The following is a 21,358-nucleotide window of genomic DNA, read 5'->3' on the forward strand; positions in this document are numbered from 1 at the left end:
CGGCACCGCAGGCCACCCGCCACGACGCCCGCCAGCGTCCAGCAGTCGCAGAGCGTCACGCGGCGGGGTGGTGGGTGCGGGGCCAGGGCCGGGCCTGTTCGTAGGCGCGGGCGGCGCGCAGGACCAAAGCGTCGGCGTGGCGCGGGCCCACGATCTGCAGGCCGATCGGCAAGCCCGCACTGGTGTGTCCACACGGGACGCTGGCGGCGGGTTGCTGGGTCATGTTGAATGGATAGGTCAACGGGGTCCAGCTCGTCCACCGCGGGTGCGCTGACCCGGCGGGCACCTCGCGGCCGGCTTCGAACGCGGGGATGGGCACCGTGGCGGTCAGCAACACATCGTGGGTCTGGTGGAAGGCGCCCATGCGCTGACCAAGCAGCATGCGGGTGTTGGTGGCCTCCAGATAGTCCTGGGCGGAGTAGGTCAGGCCCTGCTCGCAGATCTCACGCAGGCCGGGGTCGAGTTGTGCACGCTGGCCGGCGGTGAGGTGCTCGGTGGACTTCGCGGCGCCGGCGAACCACAGCACGTGGAAGTCCTCGACCGGGTCGGCGAAACCGGGATCGGCGTGTTCCACGACCGCACCGAGCGATTCGAAGACCTCCGCGGCGGCGGTGACGGCAGCGGCCACCTCCGGGTCAACGGGGATGCCGAAACCGAGATCGACACTGACGGCGATGCGCAGGCCGCGCACACCGGAGTCCAGACCCTCGCAGAACGACGCCGCCGGTGGTTGTAGCGCCGACCAGTCACGCACGTCCGGTTCGCACAGCACGTCCAGCAGCAGCGCGGTGTCGGTGACGGTGGTGGTCATCGGCCCGGCGTGAGCGAGGGTGCCGTAGGGGCTGGCCGGAAAGTGCGGGATACGGCCGTAGGTGGGTTTGAGCGCGACGATGCCGCAGAAGGCCGCGGGGATACGCACCGATCCGCCGCCGTCGGTGCCGATCGCCAGCGGGGCCATGCCCGCGGCGAGCGCCGCTGCCGCGCCGCCACTGGAACCGCCCGCGGTGCGCGCGGTGTCCCAGGGGTTGCGGGTGATGCCGTGCAGCGGACTGTCGGTGACACCTTTCCAGGCCAGCTCCGGGGTGGTGGTCTTGCCGACGAACACGGCGTTGTGCTCACGCAGGCGAGCCACGGCGGGAGCGTCGACACTCCACTGCTGGTGGGGGTTGATGGTGCGGGAGCCGCGCAGGGTCGGCCAGCCGGCGGTGAGGAAGATGTCCTTGATCGAGACCGGCACGCCGTCCAGCCGCCCGGCGGGCTGGCCGCGGTGCCAGCGTTGTTCGGACTGGCGGGCCTGCCGCAGCGCCCGGTCGGCGTCGATGAGACAGAACGCGTTGAGGGCGGGGTCGGCCTCGGTGATGCGCCGCAGGGTCGCCTCGGTGGCCTCCACCGGGGACAGCTCGCCGCGGGCGTAGGCGTCGAGCAGCTCGGTGGCGGTGAGATCGGCGGCGGTGCGTTCGGCTGGCATTCAGTGCTCCGTTCCGCTGACGTATCCCCGGTGTTTGTCGACGACGTTGCGCAGCTCGGCGCCGCTGATGTAGGCGCGCAGGTTGGTCAGGAACACATCGACGAGTTCGTCGATCCAGCCGACGGTGTCACCGGACATGTGCGGGGAGACCAGCACACCGGGCAACTCCCACAGTGGTGAGGACTCGGGCAGCGGTTCGGCTGGGAAAACGTCCAGCGCCGCGCCGGCCAGGTGCCCGGCACGCAGCGCGGCGACCAGGTCGGCTTCCACGACCAGTTCACCGCGGCCGACGTTGATCAGCCGGGCGTTCGGGCGGCAGCGGGCCAGCACGTCGGCATTGATCAGGCCCTTGGTCTGTTCGGTGAGCGGGGCGGCGAGCACGACGTAGTCGAAGGCGCCGATGACGTGGGCAAGGTCGCTGGAGGCGTGCACGTCGCCGAAGTCGGGGTCGCCGCTGCGGGCGACGCGGCCGGCGCCGCAGACACGCATCCCGGCGGCGGTGAGCTGGCGGGCGATGGCGCGGCCGATGGGGCCGGTGCCCACCACCAGGACGCTTGTGCCCTCGATGCGTTCGGTTTCCCGGTGGCGCCACTGCCTGCGGTCCTGCAGCCGCAGCGTGGTGTGCAGATCCTTGGCGAAGGCCAGCACGATGCCCAGGACGTATTCGGCCATGGGCCGGTCGAACACGCCGCGGGAGTTGGTGAGCACGACGGGGGAGTCGACCAGGGCGGGAAACAGCAGCCGGTCGACCCCGGCGCTGGCGGTGTGGATCCAGCGCAGCGCGTCGGCGTGCGGCCAGGCCGCGGCGATGGCGTCGGTGCGGAAGTCCCAGACGAACAGCACCTCAGCGCCGGGCAACGCGGTGGGCAGCTCCTCGGCGGTGGCCAGGCGCAGGTTGGCGTGATCCCCGATGCGGGTCACCGGCTCCGGCGCAGTGCCGCCATGCAGGGCGACAACGGTGGGCGTGCGGTTGATCATGGGCCTGACCTTAGGGGCGGTGGGGGCGCGGGGCCGGGCAACGGTGATCGGTCGGCGTGCCGGTTAAAAGTGTGTTTCCCCCAGCCTGGCGGGGAAAACGTACTTAGCAGGGGGCATTGACACGCTAGAAACCGTTCGTAGGATTGTCAACAATCCACGGGTACCCTCGGCGGACGAGGTGACTCCTGGCCCTGGCGCCAGGACCGGAGGAGATCAACCAGCTTTCCCCACTCCTTGCGAACGGAAAAGATCACGATGCCCAGGTACCTGTCGATCACGCTGGAAAAGCGCGGCGTGTCGTGCGTGGCCGAGCTGCTGGACAAGGACGCGCCGCGGACCTGCGAGGCGGTGTGGCAGGCGCTGCCGCTGGTCGGGCCGGTGCACCACGCGAAGTACGCGCGCAACGAGATCTACACGATGGTGCCGCGGTTCGCGGTGGACGAGCCCGGCCAGGAGAACCCGACGGTCACCCCGATCCCCGGTGACGTCGTGTACTTCTCCTTCGACGGCGGCATGCTCGACCGCGCGTTCAAGGAGGAGAAGAACATCCACCAGCTGCCCGGTGTGATCGACCTGGCCCTCTTCTACGGCCGCAACAACCTGCTGCTCAACGGCGACGTGGGCTGGGTGCCGGGCAACGTCTACGCCACCATCGTGGAGGGGCTGGACCGGATGGCCGAGGCGGGCAACGACGTCTGGCGGTCCGGCAGCGTCGGCGAGACCCTCCGCTACGAACGCCACGAGGGCTGACGGGGGAGACCATGCCGCCTGACTTCCTCGGGGCGGTATCGGGCCCAAACCCGCAGCGCGGCGTGGGGGTGATCGCTCCGTTTGACCTGGCGTTGGACCGCGAGCTGTGGCGGTGGACTCCGCCGGAGGTGTCGCTGTATCTGACGCGCACGGCGTTCGTGCCGGTGCCGGTAACCGTCGAGCAGGCCCACCTGGTCTCCGACGAGGCAGCGGTGCACGGTGCGACACGCGACCTGCTGGTACCCGAACCGGAGGTGGTGGCCTACGCCTGCACCTCCGGCAGCTTCGTCAACGGCGCGACCGGTGAGCGTGCGCTGGTGGAGGTGATGGTGCAGGCGGGGGCACCCGCGGCGGTGACGACCTCGGGTGCGCTGGTGCAGGCGTTGCGGACACTGGGCGTGGGCCGCATCGCGATCGCCACACCGTACGTGGCGGCCATGACCGAGCGGCTGCAGGGCTTTCTCGACGAGCACGGGGTCGAGGTGGTCACCAGCGTGGGGCTGGGGCTGCTGGGCCAGATCTGGAAGGTCAGCTACCGGCAGGTGGTCGACATCGTGCGCTCGGCGGACCGGCCGGAGGCCGAGGCGATGTTCATCAGCTGCACGAACCTGCCCACCTACGACATCATCGGGCCGCTGGAGAAGGAGCTGGGCAAGCCGGTGCTGACGGCCAACCAGGTCACCATCTGGGCGGCGCTCCGCGTGATGGGGCTGCAGGCGGTGGCCCCGGAACAGCGGTTGATGCAGGTCGTCGACGCGCCGGCCGCATGACGATCCCACCCAGCACCAACCAGACCCCCGCGACCGTTACGGTAACATTGTCAACAATCGACCGGTCGTTTCGGTGTTGGCCATATGGTCAGTGTTGGCGGTGACGCCGTGTGCGGTGGTGGTGCACACCCAACATCGAGCAAAGAAGGGAGTTCTCCGGTGCCGCACACCGCAGGCATTCTCTACCCCGGCCACAGCGCCGAAGACGACTACCCGGCCCTCGAGCGGCTGCTCGGTGATGGCGTGCGGCTGCCGCTGGTGCACACGCTGATGCGCGAGGACGCCCACCGGGTCGACGCGCTGCTGGACATCGGCTCCGAGGAGGTGCTCGCCGACGGCGCCCGCCAGCTGCTGGGGCAGCACCGCGTGCAGTCGGTGATCTGGGCGTGCACCAGTGGCAGCTTCATCTTCGGCTGGCAGGGCGCGCGCGAGCAGGTGGAGAGGCTGCAGGCGGTCACCGGCCTGCCGACCTCCAGCACGTCGTGGGCGTTCGTGCACGCCGCGGCCGCCCTCGGGGTGCACCGGGTGGCGGTGGCCGCGACCTACCCGGCCGACGTGGCCGCGAAATTCGTGGAGTTCCTCAAGGCCGCCGACCTGGAGGTGGTGCGGCAATCCAGCCGGGGCATCATCACCGCCGCCGAGGTGGGGCGCCTGCAGCGCGAGGAGGTGCTGGCCTTCGCCGCGGCCAACGACGACGACCGGGCCGATGCGCTGCTGATGCCGGACACCGCGCTGCACACCGCGGCGTGGCTGGAGGATCTGGAGGACCGGCTCGGCAAACCCGTGCTCACCGCCAACCAGGTCAGCGCCTGGGAGGCGCTGCGGCTGGCCGGTGATCACCGGCCGCACGACGGAGTGGGAACGCTGTTCCGCACGGCAACAGCAGGGGAGCGCGAGCACTCCCCGGGATGAGGAGATGGTGTCAGGTGCTCGGGACCGACGAGCAGAACCAGCAGCCCGGTGAACTGGAGCCGGTGCAGCGCAAGTCGACCGCGGCGATCGTGGCTGACCAGCTGCGTGCGGCGATCATGTACGGTTCGCTGCCGCCGGGCAGTCAGCTCGGGGAGGCCGAGCTGGCCGCCCGGCTCGGGGTCAGCCGCGGACCGCTGCGCGAGGCGATGCAGCGGCTGGTCGCCGAGGGGTTGCTGCGCAGCGAACCGCACCGCGGGTTGTTCGTGATGACCCTGGACGCCGACGACGTCCGCGACATCTACCTGGCGCGGCTGGCGGTGGAACGCGCCGCGTGCGAGCAGATCGTGCGTCACCACCGGGTGGAGGCGGTGGCGGAGCTGACCGCGGCACAGAGCCGGATGGTGGCCGCGGCAGGCAAGGGCGATCCGATCGAGCTGGCCGACGCCGACCAGGAGTTCCACGAGACCCTGGTGCGGGTCTCCGGCAGCCCGCGGCTGCAGCGCATGGCGCAGACGCTGCTGGTGGAGAAGCGGATGTGCCTGACGGCGCTGCAGGACAAGTACCACGCGGACGTGCAGGCGCTCGTCGACGAGCACAAGGGGCTGGTGGACGCGATCGAGGCCGGTGACGAGCAGCTGCTGCTGCAACGCCTGCAAGCCCACATGAACGACGCCCTGAACCGCCTCAACGGCTCCATGACCAGCTGAAGGCACCCAGGCAGCGGGAACGACTGCGGGGTGCCTTCGCCAACCTCGGCTGAAGGCACCCCGCAGTCGGGGATCGGATCGCGGTCACAGGCCGCCCACGGCGACGTACTTGGTTTCCAGGAACTCCTCGATGCCCAGCTTGCCGCCCTCGCGGCCCAGACCGGAGTGCTTGACCCCGCCGAACGGCGCCGCCGGGTTGGACACGATGCCCTGGTTGAGGCCCACCATGCCGCTCTCCAGCGCCTCGGCGACCCGCAGGGCGCGCTGCACATCGCGGGTGTAGAGGTAGCTGACCAGGCCGTACTCGGTGTTGTTGGCCTGGGCGATGACGGCCTGCTCGTCGGTGAACGCGGTGATCGGCGCGACCGGTCCGAAGATCTCCTCCCGGCTCAGCCGCGCGGCCAGTGGCACCCCGGTGAGCACCGTGGGCTGGTAGAAGTAGCCCTCGCCGTCGCGCGGGGAGCCGCCGGTGACGATCTCGGCGCCGAGCCGCACGGCGTCGTCGACCAGGTCGGTGACCTTGCCCAGTTGCGTGTCGTCGATCAGTGGCCCCACCTGCACGTCGTCGGTGACGCCGCGGCCCACCCGCAACCGGCTCATCCGCTCGGCCAGCCGGCGGGAGAACTCCTCGACGACGTCGGCGTGCACGTAGAACCGGTTGGCCGCGGTGCACGCCTCCCCGATGTTGCGCATCTTCGCCAGCATCGCGCCGTCGACCGCGGCGTCGAGGTCGGCGTCGTCGAAGACCACGAACGGGGCATTGCCGCCCAGTTCCAGCGACACCTTCAGCACCTGCTCGGCGGACTGCTCGATGAGTTTGCGGCCGACCGCGGTGGAGCCGGTGAACGACAGCTTGCGGGCCCGGCCGTCGCGGATCATCGGCTCCATCAGCCGACCCGCGCTGTGGGAGGTGACGACGTTGAGCACGCCGTCGGGCAGCCCGGCCTCCTGCAGGATTCCGGCCAGTGCCAGCATCGACAGCGGTGTCTGGTGGGCGGGCTTGATCACCGAGGTGCAGCCCGCGGCGATGGCCGGGCCGATCTTGCGGGTGCCCATGGCCATCGGGAAGTTCCAGGGGGTGATCAGCAGCGCCGGGCCGACCGGCTGGCGCATCACCAGAAACCGGCCGGTGCCGTTGGGGGCCACCGCGTAGTCGCCGCCGATGCGCACGGCTTCCTCGGAGAACCAGCGGAAGAACTCCGCGGCGTAGGTGACCTCGGCACGCGACTCGGTCAGCGGTTTGCCCATCTCCAGGGTCATCAGCAGCGCCAGGTCCTCGTGGCGCTGCATGATCAGCTCGAAGGCGCGGCGCAGGATCTCGCCGCGTTCGCGCGGTGGGTGCGTGGCCCACCGGGGTTGGGCGTCCGCGGCGGCGGCCAGCGCCGCCAGGCCGTCCTCGGGGGAGGCGTCGGCCACCGAGCACAACGCCCGCCCGGTTGAGGGGTCCTCCACGTCGAAGGTGCGTTCGCCCGTGGCGGGCCGCCACGTGCCGCCGATGAGCAGCTGTTTGGGTGCGGCGTCGACGACAGTGGCCTCGCGGGGGTGCTGTTGGGTTGAGATGGTCATGGCAACGGCGGACCCTTCTGGCTTGCACGGTGGACAGCGTTGGCCGGTGATGGTTGCATGTCACCGGAGATTGTCAACAATCCTACATTCGTACGCTTGGATACCTGGAGTTGATCATGGCTGAGCTCTCGCCGGTCCTGAAGCAGGCCACGCCGGTCCTGGCCGCACGAGGCGAAGGCGTCTACCTCTACGACGAGCAGGACCGCCGCTACCTGGACTTCACCGCCGGGATCGGCGTCACCAGCACGGGCCACTGCCACCCGCGCGTGGTCGAAGCCGCCCAGCGCCAGGTGGGTACCCTCATCCACGGCCAGTACACGACCGTGATGCACCGGCCGCTTCTGCAGCTGACCGAACGGCTCGGCGAGGTGCTACCCGAGGGCCTGGACCGGCTGTTCTACGTCAACTCCGGCAGCGAAGCGGTGGAGGCCGCGGTGCGGCTGGCCCGCCAGGCCACCGGGCGGCAGAACATCGTGGCCTTCCAGGGCGGCTTCCACGGCCGCACCATGGGCGCGGCCGCCCTGACCAGCTCCGGCACCAAGGTGCGCGCCGGCATCGGCCCGCTGATGCCCGGCGTGGTGTTCACCCCGTTCCCCGAGCCCTACCGGCAGCACTGCAGCCAGGCCGAGGCGGTGCGGTGGGCCCTGGCCGAGTTCGACCACCTGCTGGTCACCCTCAGCTCCCCCCGCGACACCGCGGCCATCATCGTCGAACCCGTCCTCGGCGAGGGCGGCTACATCCCGGCCCCACCGGAGTTCCTGCGCGGCCTGCGGGAACGCGCCGACCAGCACGGCATCCTGCTCATCGTCGACGAGGTGCAGACCGGCGTCGGGCGCACCGGCAGGTTCTGGGGTCATGACCACGCCGCCATCCGCCCCGACATTCTCATCACCGCCAAGGGCCTGGCCAGCGGCTTCCCGCTGTCGGCGATCGCCGCCGGCGAGGACCTCATGGCCACGGCGTGGCCGGGCTCGCAGGGCGGCACCTACGGCGGCAACGCGGTCGCGGCCGCCGCGGCCATCGCCACCCTCGACGTGGTGCGCGACGAAAAGCTCGTCGACAACGCCGCCGAGCAGGGCGCCCGGCTGCAGGAGGGACTGCGCAAGGTCGCCGCCGAGCACCCGGTGATCGGCGACGTGCGCGGCCTGGGCCTGATGATCGGCAACGAGTTCACCACCCCCGACGGGCTGCCGGACACCGCCACCGCCACCCGCGCACACCAGGCCGCCGCCGAACGCGGCCTGCTGCTGCTGACCTGCGGCCCGCACGGCAACGTGGTGCGGATGATCCCGCCGCTGATCGTCACCGCCGAGCAGGTCGACGACGCGGTGGCACGCTGGGCCGAGGCACTCGCCGCCATCGCCTGACCCCCGCCTGGCCAACGGTGCCGTGTGACCTGACGCTCACCCCCACCACCAGCCAAAACGGGTGATCGCGGGTCACCGTTTCATAGCGGTCGCTGTTTCGCGGGCGCCCGTCTGCGATGCTTCACGCCAACACCGGCGCGCGCCGGAAGCGCCGGTCGGAACCGACGCAGGTGTGGTGCATGAGTGACTGGTCGGCGGGTCAGCCGCCGAAAAGCCCGAGGCCGCAGCAGCCAGGCGGCCGCTATGACTACTACCGCCAGGCCCGCGAACCCCGCGGCGGACCACCCCCGCCCCCGCCGCCGCACCGCGGGATCCGGCCGCCGGCCCACGACACACCGCCGCCGCGGCCACGCCGCAAGCCCAGGCGGTGGGGGCGGCGCATCGGCGTCACCCTGGCCGTGCTGGTGGTGCTGCTCGGGGCTCTGGTGCTCTACCTCGACAGCCTGCTGCAGCGCACCGCCGCGCTGTCCTTCTCCGGCCAGGCCGCCGACTCCTCAGGCACGAACTGGCTGCTGGTGGGCTCCGACAGCCGCGAGGGCCTGGACGAGGCCCGCCGCGAGGAGCTCTCCGCCGGTGACGCCGGCGGCCGCCGCACCGACAGCATGATGCTGGTGCACATCCCCGGCAGCGGCGGCCAGCCCGCGCTGATCAGCCTGCCCCGCGACTCCTACGTGGCCATCCCCGGCCACGGCAAGGACAAGCTCAACGCCGCCTTCTCCTACGGCGGCCCGCAGCTGCTGGCCCAGACCATCGAGCAGGCCACCGGCGTGCACATCGACCACTACGCCGAGATCGGTTTCGGCGGGTTCGCCGACCTGGTCGACGCCGTCGGCGGGGTCGAGATCTGCCTGGATGAGCCGATGAACGACGACATGGCCAACGTCCACCTACAGGCCGGCTGCCAGGAGCTCGACGGTCCCACCGCGCTGGGCTTCGTCCGCGCCCGCTACTCGCTCAAGGGCGGCGACCTGGAACGGGCGCAGAACCAGCGCAAGCTGCTGGCCGCCCTGGTCGACAAGGCCACCGGGCCAGCCACGCTGCTCAACCCGTTCCGGCTGTTCCCGCTGGCGACCGGAGCGAGCAAAACGTTCTTGGTCAACGACGGCGACCACATCTGGCACCTGGCTTCGCTGGCGCTGGCGATGGGCGACATCAGCAGCGGCCAGGGCGTGACCACAGCCGTGCCGTTCGGCCGCTTCGGAAAGGCCGCCAACGGCGGCTCGGTCATCGTGTGGGACCACGACAAGGCCAGCCGCCTGTTCGAGGCGATCGCCCACGACCAGCCCATCCCGCAGGATCTGATCGGGCAGTAGCCAACGATGCGGGCCGCCCCGGGACCGTGTCGCCGGAGCGGCCCGCATCGCCGTGGGAGGGACGGTCAGGAGATGAACCGCCGCAGCTGCTGCAGGTCGCCGTTGAAGACGTCCTGCCCGCCGGGCAACGGGCCCCGGTCGCTGTGCTGCCAGATGGTGTGGAAGCCCCACCCCGCGGGCAGCTGCCCCAGCTGCGGCCCGTAACGGGCGATCCACAGCGGATTGTTCGGCGCGAAGTCCGGATTGGCCCCGGTGCAGCGGTTCCACCAGTTCGTGGTGGTGTAGATGACCGGGAACCGGCCGGTCCGGGCATGGTAGGTGTTGCTGAAATCAGCGATCCACCGCGACATCGCCACCGGGTCCAGCCCGTAGCATGCCTCACCGTAGGGGTTGTACTCGATGTCGAGCGCCCCGGGCAGGGTCCGCCCGTCGCGCGACCAGCCGCCGCCGTTGTCGACGAAGAAGTTCGCCTGCTCGGCACCGGAGGAACGGTCGGGCAGCGCGAAGTGGTAGGCGCCGCGGATCATGCCGACCTGGTGCGAGCCGGCGTACTGCTGGGCGAAGCTGCTGTTGCGGAACCCGGTGCCCTCGGTGGCCTTGACGTAGGCGAACCGGGCCCCGTCGGCCCATGCCTTTGCCCAGTCCACGTCGCCCTGGTGGCCGCTGACGTCCATGCCCGCCACCCCGCCCGCGGGCAGCGAACGCGGCGAGCCGGTGCCCTCGACGCTGTAACCGGCCCACGCCCCGTCGGGATCGCGGGGGTCCAGCAGCGGCGCGGCCCGCGGCACACCCGGCGCGGCCTGCGCCGCCCCGCTGGTCAGCGCGGCCGCGGTCAGCAGCGCGCACAGCAGCCCGAAAGTCCTTCGTGGACGGCGTGGGCGCCGGCGTCGCCGGTGGTCGCTTCTCGCGCGTAGCACTGCATTCCCCTCCTCACCACCTGGGCTTTCCCCGGGTGGTTCCGGGGAAGCGACCGACGCCGAAAGCGGAGATCGTGTGCGTTGGGAGAATAACCCGGTACCGCACCTCGCGCTGTGTTCTGCCGCCACTGTGGACCCGCCGGGGTCCACAGTGGCGGCAGGCAGGGGTGACGCAGATCTCCCGACTGGAGAATCAGCGGCGCGTCAGGTAGGTCTCGGGGCATGGCACAGCGAACGGCAGGCCCCGGAGCGGGGCGCCACGGCGAGAGGTACCGCCGTGACCGGGCACCGCGCGAGCCGCGCGGCCGACGTGACGAGCAGGGACTGCGCCAGCAGCTGCGGACGCTGCACGGCTGCGGCTACGGGCGGTACAGGACCCTCGGCGGGCGCTGGTCCTTCGGCGGGTTCACGCTGGAGATCCGGCGGGTGCAGCCCGACCCCTTCGCCCCGGCCAGCCGCTGCGAGGTGCGGGTCGACCCCGCGGTGGCCGCCTTCCCCGAGCAGTTGTGGTCCACCCCGGTGCGGGCCCGCGGCCTGGCCGGCTACCTGGTGCGCGCGGCGCACCGGCACCTGCGCGACAGCCGGCTGCGGGTGGACGCCGGTGGCCAGGAGGTGCTCGACCGCAGCGCCTGCCAGGTCCTCGACGGCGAAGTGGTGCTGCGGTTGGGCATCGATCTGCCCGGGCGCGGGCGCACCATCGACGGCCGGGCCGCCGAGCGGGCGTTGTGCGACGAGCTGCCCGAGGTTGTGGAGGCGGCGTTGCGGTGGGCCACCGCCGACCAGCAGCGGGTGGAGGAGTTCGTCGACTCCATTGAGGACACCCATACGCTGCGGCGGATGCTGCCCGGGTTGGGGTTGGTGGCCTTCGTCGCCGACGGTGCGGTGCTGCCGCGCCGCAGCGGCGTCGACGAGCGACCGCTGCCGGACGCGGTGCCGTTCACCTCACCGGAGTCGATGCGCATCGAGGTGGAGCTGCCGCACCGCGGCCGCATCACCGGCATGGGGGTGCCCGAGGGCGTCACGCTGATCGTCGGCGGCGGGTTCCACGGCAAGTCGACACTGCTGCGGGCCCTGGAGTTCGGCGTCTATGACCACGTGCCCGGCGACGGGCGGGAACTGGTGGTGTCCCGGGCCGACACCGTCAAGATCCGCGCCGAGGACGGCCGGCGGGTGCACCGGGTGGACGTCAGCCCGTTCGTCAGCCACCTGCCCACCGGGGCCGACACCAGCGACTTTTCCACCGACAACGCCTCGGGGTCGACCTCGCAGGCCGCGGCGATCGCCGAGGCGGTGGAGGCCGGGGCGAAGGTGCTGCTGGTCGACGAGGACACCGCGGCGACCAACCTGATGATCCGCGACGCCCGCATGCAGGCGCTGGTGGCCAAGGACCGCGAGCCGCTGACGCCGTTCGTGGACCTGGTGCGGCCGCTGGCCGCCGAGCACGGGGTGTCGACGGTGCTGGTGATGGGCGGCTCGGGCGACTACATCGACGTCGCCGACCAGGTGCTGATGCTCGACGCCTACCGGGCCCGCGACGTCACCGACCGGGCCCGGCAGCTGGCGGCCGAGCCCACCGGCCGACGCAGCGAGGCGCAGCGGTTCCCGCCCATACGCCACCGCGTGGTGGACCCCCGCAGCATCCCCACCGACCGGCCCAAGGTGCGGGCCCGCGGCGTGGACGCGTTGACGCTGGGCGAGTCGACCGTGCAGCTGCGCGGGGTGGAGCAGCTGGTCGACCCCGCGCAGGTCACCGGGATCGGGTTGGCGCTGGTGACCTGCGTGCGCCGGGGTCTGCTGGATGGCACCCGCACGCTGGCCGAGGTGCTCGACGCGTTCGCCACGGAGGTCGACAAGCGCGGCATCGCCGCCGTCGACGAGCAGTACGCGGGGGACTTCGCGGTGCCACGGCGGTTCGAGCTGGCCGCGGCCCTCAACCGGCTCCGGGTGTTGCGCGTGGCGCGTTTCCGCTGACGGTCACAGGTTTGCCCGCACGCGCACACCGGGCATCATCGAGGCAAGTGGTGTGCCCCGGAGGTGTCGTGCGCGGCGGCGCGCGGCGGAGGGGAGGCCCGCGATGCCTCGCATGAAGTTCCCCGCACGCAACGCGACCGGCTACGCCGATCGCCGGCATGCCGGTCGGGTGCTGGCCGAGCGCATGGGTGGACTCACGCTGGTCGATCCCGTGGTGTTCGGGCTGGCCCGCGGCGGGGTGCCGGTGGCCGCGGAGGTCGCCCGGGCGCTGTCGGCGCCACTGCGGGTGTGCGTGGCGCGCAAGATCGGCGCGCCCACCCAACCGGAGCTGGCGGTGGGGGCGGTGACCGCGCACGGCCCACCCAGCTACGACGAGCAACTGGTGCGGTCGTTCCACCTCGACGAGGCGACGCTGGCCGCCGCCTGCGAGCGGGAACGCGCCGAGGCCCGCCGCCGGGAGCAGGTGTTCCAGCTGTGCGAGCCGCTTGAGCTGGCCGATCGGGACGTGGTGCTGGTCGACGACGGGCTGGCCACCGGTGCCACCGCCCGCGCGGCGGTGCGGATGCTGCGCGCGGCCGGGCCGCGCCGGGTGGTGCTGGCCGCGCCGGTCGGCGCGCCGGAGGCGGTGGCGGCGCTGCGCAAGCAGGCCGATGCGGTGGTCTGCGTGCTGCAGCCGGTCGGGTTCGCCGCGGTCGGGCAGTGGTACCGCGACTTCGCCGCCACCACCGACGAGGAGATCCTGCGGATCCTGCGCGAGTACGGCCAGACCCGCTCACCCCGGCGCAGCCGACCAGCAGAGGACCGCTGAGCGACCCGCCCGCCGCGAGTACCCGTTCGCGGGAGTCGTTTCAGCGCGGACTGAACGAAAACGTCGGGCCCAACCTTCCACCAACCCCGGCCGGAACGCGATAGCCTCACCGGCGACCCCGCTCCATGTGCTGCGAGAAAGCGGAAATCGGGTGGTTTGTGCCACCGGATGGGCGTTTTCGGGCGCGTCGGGGTGGAAGTGGGTATCGGTCTCGGGTTGATTGGTTCGCTATGACTGCCGCTGGACATTCCGACAACACACCGCTGCAAGCGGGTAGGCACACGCCACCTCGGCGGGCGGGGGCAAGACGGGGTGACGACTCCAGCGAGCTGGGCTACTCGGCGGAGGTGGCCTGGCAGGTGGGCGAGGCCACCGCGGCGCTGGGCGACCGGCTGCGCGATCCGGCCGTGCCGCACTCCGTGGAGGAGATCGAGAAGATCATGCGCGGGTTCGCGCTGACGGTGGAGAGCATGTCGCGGGGCATGGGCGGGGTGACCGAATGGCTGCGCGCCGCCGGTCACGCGGGGCCGCTGTCCGGGCACGCCAGCGTGATGGCCGAGCGGCTGTCGCACATCGGCAAGGAGCTCGGCCGGTTGGCCGCGGCGATCGAGCAGGCCCAGAAGCGGGCCAGCTGAGCTCGGCCTGGCGCGGAGCCACCGGCCCGCGCCACCGGATCACCGCCGGGGTGGCTCGGGGCGCCGCGCGCAGGAGGCGCCGGGGTCGCCGCCGGCCGGTGGTGCGCCATCGCGCGACTTTCCCGCATGGCATGCCCGCAGCACAGCCAGCCCGCCACGTCCCTCCTCGTGTGCGCGCCGTCGGGTGATGGCGGGATCGCTGGCGGGCTGCCGCGGACCGCTCAGTATGTTGGTGCCACCATCGCGGCTGCGATGATCGAGTTGTGCCGCGCCGGTGTCCACCCCGGCGGTGCTGGGCGCACCGGCTCGGTGGGCGCGGTCGCGGGGATCGGCGCGGTGCCGCTGGTGGGGACCGGCGGCGGGGGCGCGCTGGTGCGTGATCGGGTGCAGGCCGGGCCTGCGTGTGTGCTGTGTGGAGGTGCCCCGTTGGTTCGCGGCAGTGCCGGTGATTCCTCTGCCGCCTTCGACGCGCTGTTCAGCGAGGTGTTCTCGAAAGCGGCGCAGGATGGGGCCTCGGAGCGGTTGGCGCTCGGGTCGCTGCTGGACGAGCAGGCGCACGAGGTGGTGTCCAAGGCGATCCGGGCCACTGTGGACTGGGGCAGTCGGGAGCTGGACAGCACGCACCTGCTGTGGGCGGTGACGCAGGTGGGGGCGACCGCGGAGCTGCTGAGGTCCTCGGGCGTGCGGGTGGCGGAGCTGGCCGAGGCGGTGCGGTCGGCGGTGGTGGCCGCGCAGGAGCCGCTGGCGGGGGCCCGGCCGGTGCTCTCGCCAGCGGCGCGGCGGGCGTTGCTGGGCGCCTACCAGCAGGCGTTGGGCGAGGGTGCTGACGTTGTCGGGGCCCGGCACGTGTTGTTGGGGTTGGCCGCGGACGCGGATTCGGTGGCGGGTCGTGCGTTGGCGCGCGCGATCGAGTTGGGTGACGGGAGCGGGGCCCGGTCGGTGTTGAGCGTGACGCCGCGGTTGGACGAGTTCGGCCTGGATCTGACGGAGCTGGCGCGGGCCGGGAAACTGGATCCGGTGGTGGGCCGGGACGCCGAGATCGAGCAGGCGATCGAGGTGCTGGGGCGGCGGTCGAAGAACAACCCGGTGTTCGTGGGGGACCCGGGGGTGGGCAAGACAGCGATCGTGGAGGGGTTGGCGCAGCGGATCGTCGACGGGGCGGTGCCGTGGTCGCTGGCGGACGTGCGGGTGGTGTCGCTGGATCTGGCGGGGCTGGTGGCCGGCGCGAAGTACCGGGGGGAGTTCGAGCAGCGGTTCCGGGACGTGCTGGCGGAGATCCGGGCGCACCGCGAGGACGTGCTGGTGTTCATCGACGAGATCCACAGCATCGTCGGCGCTGGTGCCGGTGAGGGGTCGATGGACGCCGGCACGCTGCTCAAGCCGGCGTTGGCGCGGGGCGAGGTGCGGTTGCTGGGGGCCACGACGGTGGAGGAGTACCGGCGGTACGTGGAGAAGGATCCGGCGTTGGAGCGGCGGTTCGCGCCGATCATGGTGGCCGAGCCGTCGGTGGCCGAGACGGTGGTGGTGCTGCGCGGGTTGCGGGAGCGTTACCAGCACCACCACCGGGTGCGCATCGATGATTCGGCGTTGTCGGCGGCGGCGGAGCTCTCGCAGCGCTACATCGTGGACCGGTTTCTGCCGGACAAGGCGGTGGACCTGCTGGACCAGGCGTGTTCGCGGGTGCGGTTGCGGCGTGGTGGCACGGTGCGGGACTCGGCGGTGTTCGAACCGACGGTGGGCGCTGACGACGTGGCCGATGTGGTGTCCACGCGCACGGGGATCCCGGTGTCGGACGTCAGCGCGCAGGACGCGCAGCGGTTGCTGGATCTGGAGGATCAGCTGCGGTCGCGGGTGGTGGGTCAGGACGCGGCGGTGGCGTCGGTGGCCGAGGCGGTGCGGCGCGCCCGGGCGGGGTTGGCCGATCCGGACCGGCCGATCGGCAGTTTCCTGTTCCTGGGGCCCACCGGGGTGGGCAAGACGGAGTTGGCGCGGGCGTTGGCGCAGGCGTTGTTCGGGGATGCGCAGCGGTTGGTGCGGCTGGACATGGGGGAGTTCCAGGAAAAGCACACGGTGTCGCGGCTGGTGGGGGCTCCGCCGGGGTACGTGGGCTACGGCGAGGCGGGGCAGTTGACCGACCAGGTGCGGCGGCAGCCGTATTCGGTGGTGTTGCTGGACGAGGTCGAAAAAGCGCATCCGGATGTGTTCAACACGTTGTTGCAGGTGTTGGACGCGGGGCGGTTGACCGACGCCCAGGGGCGGTTGGTGGACTTCCGCAACGTCGTGGTGATCATGACCTCCAACATCGGGGCGGATCGGATCCTGGACGCCGGCGCGGACGCGGGCGAGTCGGCGCTGGTGGTGCTGGAGGAGCTGCGGGCGTTCTTCCGCCCGGAGTTCATCAACCGCATCGATGACGTGGTGGTGTTCCGGCCGTTGACCGCCGAGCAGCTGCGGCGGATCGCGCGGTTGTTGCTGGAGCGCACCGCGCAGCAGTTGTCGGCCAAGGGCATCGCGTTGGTGGTCTCGGACGCGGGCGTGGACTGGCTGGTGCGGCGGGGGTATCAGCCGGAGTTCGGGGCGCGCCCGTTGCGGCGGGTGATCTCGCGGGAGCTGGACAACCGGCTGGCGTCGATGGTGTTGGAGGGGGCGGTGTCGGCGGGGGACCAGGTGTCGGTGGACGTGGTCGGTGGGGAGTTGTCGTGGTCGGTGACGCCGGTGTGGGAGCCGGTGTCGGGCGGCCGGCACGCGGCTCCGCCCTCGCCGCAGCCGTCGGCGGGGCCGTCGGCGGTGGAGCGGTTGAAGCCGATCCAGCGGCACAGCGTGTTCGGGTGAACCGGACATTGCTCGGTGACCCGGTTTTGAGTGCTGTTGTTGTGTGTGCTGATGCGACGCTGCAGTGCTGGTCGTGTCGTTGTGTGGTGAATGAGTGCGAGGGAGCCGGTGTGTGTCCGGTGGGGTGTGCCGCTCCTGATCAACGCGATTACGTCACGTAATGGCACTGTGGGCCGACATACCTCGGCCCGGTGATGGCGGAGTGCGGGATTCTCGCTGATCAGCGGCACTCCAGAACCGCGCATCACACGAACGTGGTGAAGCTTGTTGGGGTGGCGAGTGTGCTCCTACGGTGATGGGTGCGGTTCGTTGGCCTTCACGACGCACCTCTTGATGTGAGCGCAGCGGCGAGTGTTGGGCCCGTGGCCGACCAATTCGTCGATTCGCGATGACAATCGGGGAGGTAGCGTGATCGTCTCCAGATCCGGTATCCCCCCGGCCGCATGGCCGGGCGGGCGGCATGCGATCGTGACTCCGCGGACGGCCGACGATGCCCTGACCGGCCATGCCGGTTCGTCGCGTACGTTGCGGTTGGCGGTGGAGTGGCCCGCCTGCGGGGTCGTGGTGGTGCGCATCGGTGGGGAGGTCGACCTGTCGACCGTGCCGCGGTTGGCCGAGTTGATCCGGCAGCGGTTGACCGCGGCGGCGTTACGGTCGGTGGTGCTGGATCTGTCGGAGGTGACGTTCGCCAGCAGCGCGGCGGTCGAGCTGCTGTTGCACGTGCAGCGGCGGGCCGAACACCGCGGGATCCGGTTGTTCGTGGTCCCCGGTGAGGGCGCGTTGTTACGGTTGTTGACGATCACGCAGCTACGGGAGCAGTTCGTCTGCCGTGCCACAGCCGCCGAGGCGGTGGCCGAAGCCCGACGGTGAACCACCCGCCACCGGCACATCACCCCTGGCTGGCAGGGCCTGGATCACCGCTGATCTGCGCCAGGTTACGCAGATCCTGCAACGCCACCGACAGCATCGCCACGTCCAACCGGCCCGCGCCCCGCAGCTGCTGAAGCGTCGCCGCGCAGCGCCGCACCGCAGCCGAGTTGGCCGCCACCCAGTCCTCGACCACCTCCCCGGCGGACAGGCCCGGCACATAGCGGCCCAGCGCCGCCGAGGTCAACCGGCGCCGCTGGGCGAACAGGTCGTCGCGCAGCGAGATCTTGGCCAGCAGCTCCCAGTGCGACTCCGAGGGCAGCTCCACGATCTGCTCCTGCAACCAGTCCATACCCAGCGCCACGTCCAGCGCCGAGTACACTGCGGCCACGAACCCCACGTCACGGCGGTCACCGGCGATCTCCACCACGTCCAGCGACGCCGCCAACGGGCCCAGCACCGCGATCCGCCCCGCCAGCACCCCCGGCACCCCATGCCCGGTCAGCTCCGCGCGGCGCCGCTGCACCGCCTCGGCCTGCTTGCCCGCCAACGCCGCCGGCAGTACCGGGGCCAGCTGGCGGATCTGGCGGCGGAAGAAGTCGACCTCGGCGGCGATGTCCACCGGCGGCCGCCGGTGACGCAGAAACCACAGCGCCCCCTGCTGACAGAACCGCTGCAGATCGTGGAACATCTCGGTGCGCAGCGCCACCGGGCACCCCGGGCCCACCGCGTCGACCTCCGCCCACAGGGCGTTGACACCGAAGATGTCGCGCACCGCCAGATAGGCGCCCACCGCGTCCGGCGCGCTGATGCCGGTGGTCTCCTCCAACCGGTAGAAAAACCCGGTGCCGACGTGGTCGGCCACATCATTGCTCACCACCGTGGCCACGATCTGCCGCCGCAACGGATGCCCGGCCATGCGCTCCCCGAACCGCTCCCGCAGCGCCGCCGGCAGCCAGGCCCGCAACTCCTCAGCCAGGTAGGCATCGTCGGGCACCGGTGAGGCCAGCAGCTCCCGTGTCAGGCTGTTCTTGGCGTGCGCCAGCAGCACCGCCAGCTCCGGGCGCACCAGTCCCAGCCCGGCGCGGCGGCGCTCCACCAGAGCCTGTTCACCCGGCAGGCACTCCAGCTCCCGATCGAGGTTGTCGCGCTGCTCGAAGATCCGGATGCTCTGCGCGTGCTGGTCCAAAAACACCGGCGCCTCGGCCTCCACCACCCCCAGCACCCGCGACTGCAACCGCGAATCGGTCAGCACCGCCGCGGCCACGTCCTCGGCCACCGCCGCCAGCATCCGGTCGCGCTCGCCACGGTCGATGTCGCCGTCAGCGACCGCCGCGTCCAGCAGGATCTTCAGATTCACCTCCCGGTCGGAGGTGTCCACCCCGGCGGAGTTGTCGATGAAGTCGGTGTTGATCCGCCCGCCGCGCAGCGCGAACTCGATACGCGCCCGCTGGGTCAGGCCCAGGTTCCCGCCCTCGACCACCACCCGGGCGCGCAGCTGGTCGGCGTCGACGCGGATGGCGTCGTTGACCGGGTCGGCGGCATCGGCGTGGGTCTGGGTGCTGGCCTTGACGAACGTGCCCACCCCGCCGTTCCACAGCACGTCCACCGGCGCCCGCAGCAGCGCCTGCACCAGCTCCGGCGGCGTCAACGACTCCGCCTGCACCCCCAGCGCCGAACGCACCTGCGGCGACAGCGGCACCGACTTGGCGCGCCGCGAGAACACCCCGCCGCCGGGGGAGATGCGCTGCCGGTCGTAGTCGGCCCAGCTGGAGGCCGGCAGCGCCGCCAGCCGTGCCCGCTCGGCGTGCGAGAGCGCCGGATCCGGGTCCGGGTCGAGGAAGATGTGCCGGTGGTCGAAAGCACCCAGCAGCCGGATCCGCGGCGAGAGCAGCATGCCGTTGCCGAACACGTCACCGGACATGTCCCCCACACCCACCGCGGTGAACTCGTCGGTGTCCAGGCAGCGGCCCAAATCCTCGAAGTGCTGCCGCAGCGACATCCACGCGCCCCGCGCGGTGATGCCCATCGCCTTGTGGTCATAGCCCGCCGAACCACCCGAGGCGAACGCGTCGCCCAACCAGAACCCGTACTCCGCGGCGATCGCGTTGGCCACATCCGACAACCGGGCGGTGCCCTTGTCCGCGGCCACCACCAGATACGGGTCGGGCCCGTCGTGACAGACCACCCGCTGCGGCGGCACCACCGCGTTGTTGCGGAGGTTGTCGGTGACGTCCAGCAGGCCACGGATGAACGTGCTGTAGCAGTCGCGGACCTCCTGCTGCACCGCATGGCCGTCCAGGCCCGCCAGCGGGCGGCGCACCACGAACGCGCCCTTGGCGCCACCGGGCACGATCAGCGCGTTTTTCACCGTCTGGGCCTTCATCAACCCCAGCACCTCGGTGCGGAAGTCCTCTGGCCGGTCCGACCAGCGGATCCCGCCGCGCGCCACCCGCTCGCCGCGCAGGTGCAGGCCCACCACGCGCGGGGAGTGCACGAACGTCTCGAACAGCGGCCGCGGCCGGGGCACGAACGGCAACCCCGCTGGGGCGATCTTGAACGACAGGCGGTCCGGGCCGTCGTCGTGGTGCTGGAAGTAGTTGGTGCGCACCACCGCGTCAACGAACCCCAGCAGCGCCCGCAGCGTCTTGTCCTCATCAAGCGCGGTGACCTCCCGCAGCGTCTGCTCCAGCTCCGGCGGCGGCTGGTCGGCGCGGGCGGCGTCGGGATCGAACCGCGCGTCAAAGTGCGCCAGCAGCGCCCGCACGAACTCCGCTCGCCCCGCCAGCGTGGACTCCACGTAGGGCTGGGAGAAACCGAACCCGGCCTGCCACAGGTAGTGGTAGGCCGCGCGCAGCAGCCCCACCTGCCGCCAGTGCAGGCCCGCGGCCAGCACCAGCCGGTTGAACCCGTCCGGTTCGGCGTGCCCCTGCCACATCGCGGTGAAGGCGTCCTCCACCAGCCGCTGCGCGGTGGGTGAGAGCTCCCCGGCGTCGTGCAGCAGCCCGAAGTCATCCACCCGCGCCGCCGCGCGGTGAGCGGGGGTGATCTCGTGGCTGCGGTGGTCGGCCACCCGCAGCCCGAGACCAGCGAAGATCGGCAGCACCTCCTGCAGCAGCGGTGGGGGGGGGGGCCAGCACACCCGCACCCCCACCGCACCGGCGGGCTGGCGCCCCACCCGGTACAGCCGGCCCAGCGGTGGTGCCTGCGGGCCGCCTTCCAGCCCGGCGATGTCGGTCACCGCCACCGCCGCCGGGGTGTCGTCGCGGTAGCCCGGGGAGAACGCCCCGCCGTAGTCGGCGCTGAGCCGCCGGCCGTGGTCGGCGCCGAACACGCTGCGCAGCACTTCGGCCACATCCTGCTCCCACGCCCGGTCGCGGCGGGTGCGGGTCTGCTCGTTGCTCACCGGCGCGCCTGGATGCATCACAACCCCCCGAGCACCGATTCTGCGGTCGGCGGCGGGCGCGGCGACAGGGCAGTTGGACCGGTCACGGGCC

General features: G+C 71.6%; 16 protein-coding genes. 11 read left to right on the plus strand and 5 right to left on the minus strand.

The features are described 5' to 3' along the window. Window positions 1-55: 55 nt before the first annotated feature. Both IEY17_RS14530 and IEY17_RS14535 read right to left on the minus strand, forming a co-directional pair. Complete coding sequence (locus IEY17_RS14530) at window positions 56-1,468, minus strand: amidase (RefSeq protein ID WP_188987906.1); 1,413 nt, start codon at window positions 1,466-1,468, stop codon at window positions 56-58. Beyond that, the gene (locus IEY17_RS14535; RefSeq protein ID WP_188987907.1) at window positions 1,469-2,446 is read right to left on the minus strand and encodes a D-2-hydroxyacid dehydrogenase; all 978 of its coding nucleotides are present in this window, start codon (window positions 2,444-2,446) and stop codon (window positions 1,469-1,471) included. A 255-nt stretch (window positions 2,447-2,701) separates the two neighbouring features. Between IEY17_RS14535 and IEY17_RS14540 the strand changes: the two genes are divergently transcribed. The 4 genes from IEY17_RS14540 (at window position 2,702) to IEY17_RS14555 (ending at window position 5,585) form a co-directional block, all read left to right on the plus strand. Beyond that, complete coding sequence (locus IEY17_RS14540) at window positions 2,702-3,196, plus strand: DUF3830 family protein (protein WP_188987908.1); 495 nt, start codon at window positions 2,702-2,704, stop codon at window positions 3,194-3,196. A gap of 11 nt (window positions 3,197-3,207) precedes the next feature. Then, a complete protein-coding gene (locus IEY17_RS14545) occupies window positions 3,208-3,966 on the plus strand; it encodes a maleate cis-trans isomerase family protein (protein ID WP_188987909.1) in 759 nt (252 codons plus the stop codon). Between the two features lie 159 nt (window positions 3,967-4,125). After that, the gene (locus tag IEY17_RS14550; RefSeq protein ID WP_229680162.1) at window positions 4,126-4,878 is read left to right on the plus strand and encodes a maleate cis-trans isomerase family protein; all 753 of its coding nucleotides are present in this window, start codon (window positions 4,126-4,128) and stop codon (window positions 4,876-4,878) included. A gap of 14 nt (window positions 4,879-4,892) precedes the next feature. Beyond that, complete coding sequence (locus tag IEY17_RS14555) at window positions 4,893-5,585, plus strand: GntR family transcriptional regulator (protein WP_229680163.1); 693 nt, start codon at window positions 4,893-4,895, stop codon at window positions 5,583-5,585. Window positions 5,586-5,669: 84 nt separating this feature from the next. Here the strand turns inward: IEY17_RS14555 and IEY17_RS14560 are convergent, their stop codons facing one another. Then, window positions 5,670-7,151 carry an NAD-dependent succinate-semialdehyde dehydrogenase gene (locus tag IEY17_RS14560; RefSeq protein ID WP_188987912.1) on the minus strand — a complete coding sequence of 494 codons (1,482 nt, stop codon included), beginning with the start codon at window positions 7,149-7,151 and terminating at the stop codon, window positions 5,670-5,672. 116 nt (window positions 7,152-7,267) lie between these two features. On the opposite strand from IEY17_RS14560, the gene IEY17_RS14565 reads away from it, so the two are divergent. Continuing rightward, a complete protein-coding gene (locus IEY17_RS14565) occupies window positions 7,268-8,518 on the plus strand; it encodes an aspartate aminotransferase family protein (protein WP_188987913.1) in 1,251 nt (416 codons plus the stop codon). 179 nt (window positions 8,519-8,697) lie between these two features. Continuing rightward, window positions 8,698-9,831, plus strand: coding sequence for an LCP family protein (locus IEY17_RS14570; protein WP_188987914.1), 1,134 nt, complete (start codon window positions 8,698-8,700; stop codon window positions 9,829-9,831). Between the two features lie 65 nt (window positions 9,832-9,896). Here the strand turns inward: IEY17_RS14570 and IEY17_RS14575 are convergent, their stop codons facing one another. Next, window positions 9,897-10,670, minus strand: coding sequence for a lysozyme (locus tag IEY17_RS14575; protein ID WP_373289888.1), 774 nt, complete (start codon window positions 10,668-10,670; stop codon window positions 9,897-9,899). A 300-nt stretch (window positions 10,671-10,970) separates the two neighbouring features. Here IEY17_RS14575 and IEY17_RS14580 point away from each other — a divergent pair, with 300 nt between their 5' ends. The 5 genes from IEY17_RS14580 to IEY17_RS14600 all read left to right on the plus strand — a co-directional run bounded on the left by IEY17_RS14580 (window position 10,971) and on the right by IEY17_RS14600 (window position 17,864). Next, window positions 10,971-12,719, plus strand: a complete 1,749-nt coding sequence (locus tag IEY17_RS14580; RefSeq protein WP_188987916.1) for an ABC-ATPase domain-containing protein — start codon at window positions 10,971-10,973, stop codon at window positions 12,717-12,719. Between the two features lie 112 nt (window positions 12,720-12,831). Continuing rightward, window positions 12,832-13,527 carry a phosphoribosyltransferase gene (locus IEY17_RS14585; RefSeq protein ID WP_188988035.1) on the plus strand — a complete coding sequence of 232 codons (696 nt, stop codon included), beginning with the start codon at window positions 12,832-12,834 and terminating at the stop codon, window positions 13,525-13,527. 230 nt (window positions 13,528-13,757) lie between these two features. Next, on the plus strand, window positions 13,758-14,162 hold the full coding sequence (locus IEY17_RS14590) for a hypothetical protein (RefSeq protein WP_188987917.1): 405 nt from the start codon (window positions 13,758-13,760) through the stop codon (window positions 14,160-14,162). A gap of 252 nt (window positions 14,163-14,414) precedes the next feature. Then, window positions 14,415-16,994, plus strand: a complete 2,580-nt coding sequence (locus tag IEY17_RS14595; protein WP_268240345.1) for an ATP-dependent Clp protease ATP-binding subunit — start codon at window positions 14,415-14,417, stop codon at window positions 16,992-16,994. A gap of 468 nt (window positions 16,995-17,462) precedes the next feature. Beyond that, window positions 17,463-17,864, plus strand: a complete 402-nt coding sequence (locus IEY17_RS14600; protein WP_229680164.1) for an STAS domain-containing protein — start codon at window positions 17,463-17,465, stop codon at window positions 17,862-17,864. A gap of 19 nt (window positions 17,865-17,883) precedes the next feature. Here the strand turns inward: IEY17_RS14600 and IEY17_RS14605 are convergent, their stop codons facing one another. Beyond that, window positions 17,884-21,267 carry an NAD-glutamate dehydrogenase domain-containing protein gene (locus IEY17_RS14605; protein WP_188987919.1) on the minus strand — a complete coding sequence of 1,128 codons (3,384 nt, stop codon included), beginning with the start codon at window positions 21,265-21,267 and terminating at the stop codon, window positions 17,884-17,886. Window positions 21,268-21,358: the final 91 nt, after the last annotated feature.

It is taken from the genome of Saccharopolyspora thermophila (assembly GCF_014646075.1).
Taxonomy (GTDB): Bacteria; Actinomycetota; Actinomycetes; order Mycobacteriales; family Pseudonocardiaceae; genus Saccharopolyspora; species Saccharopolyspora thermophila.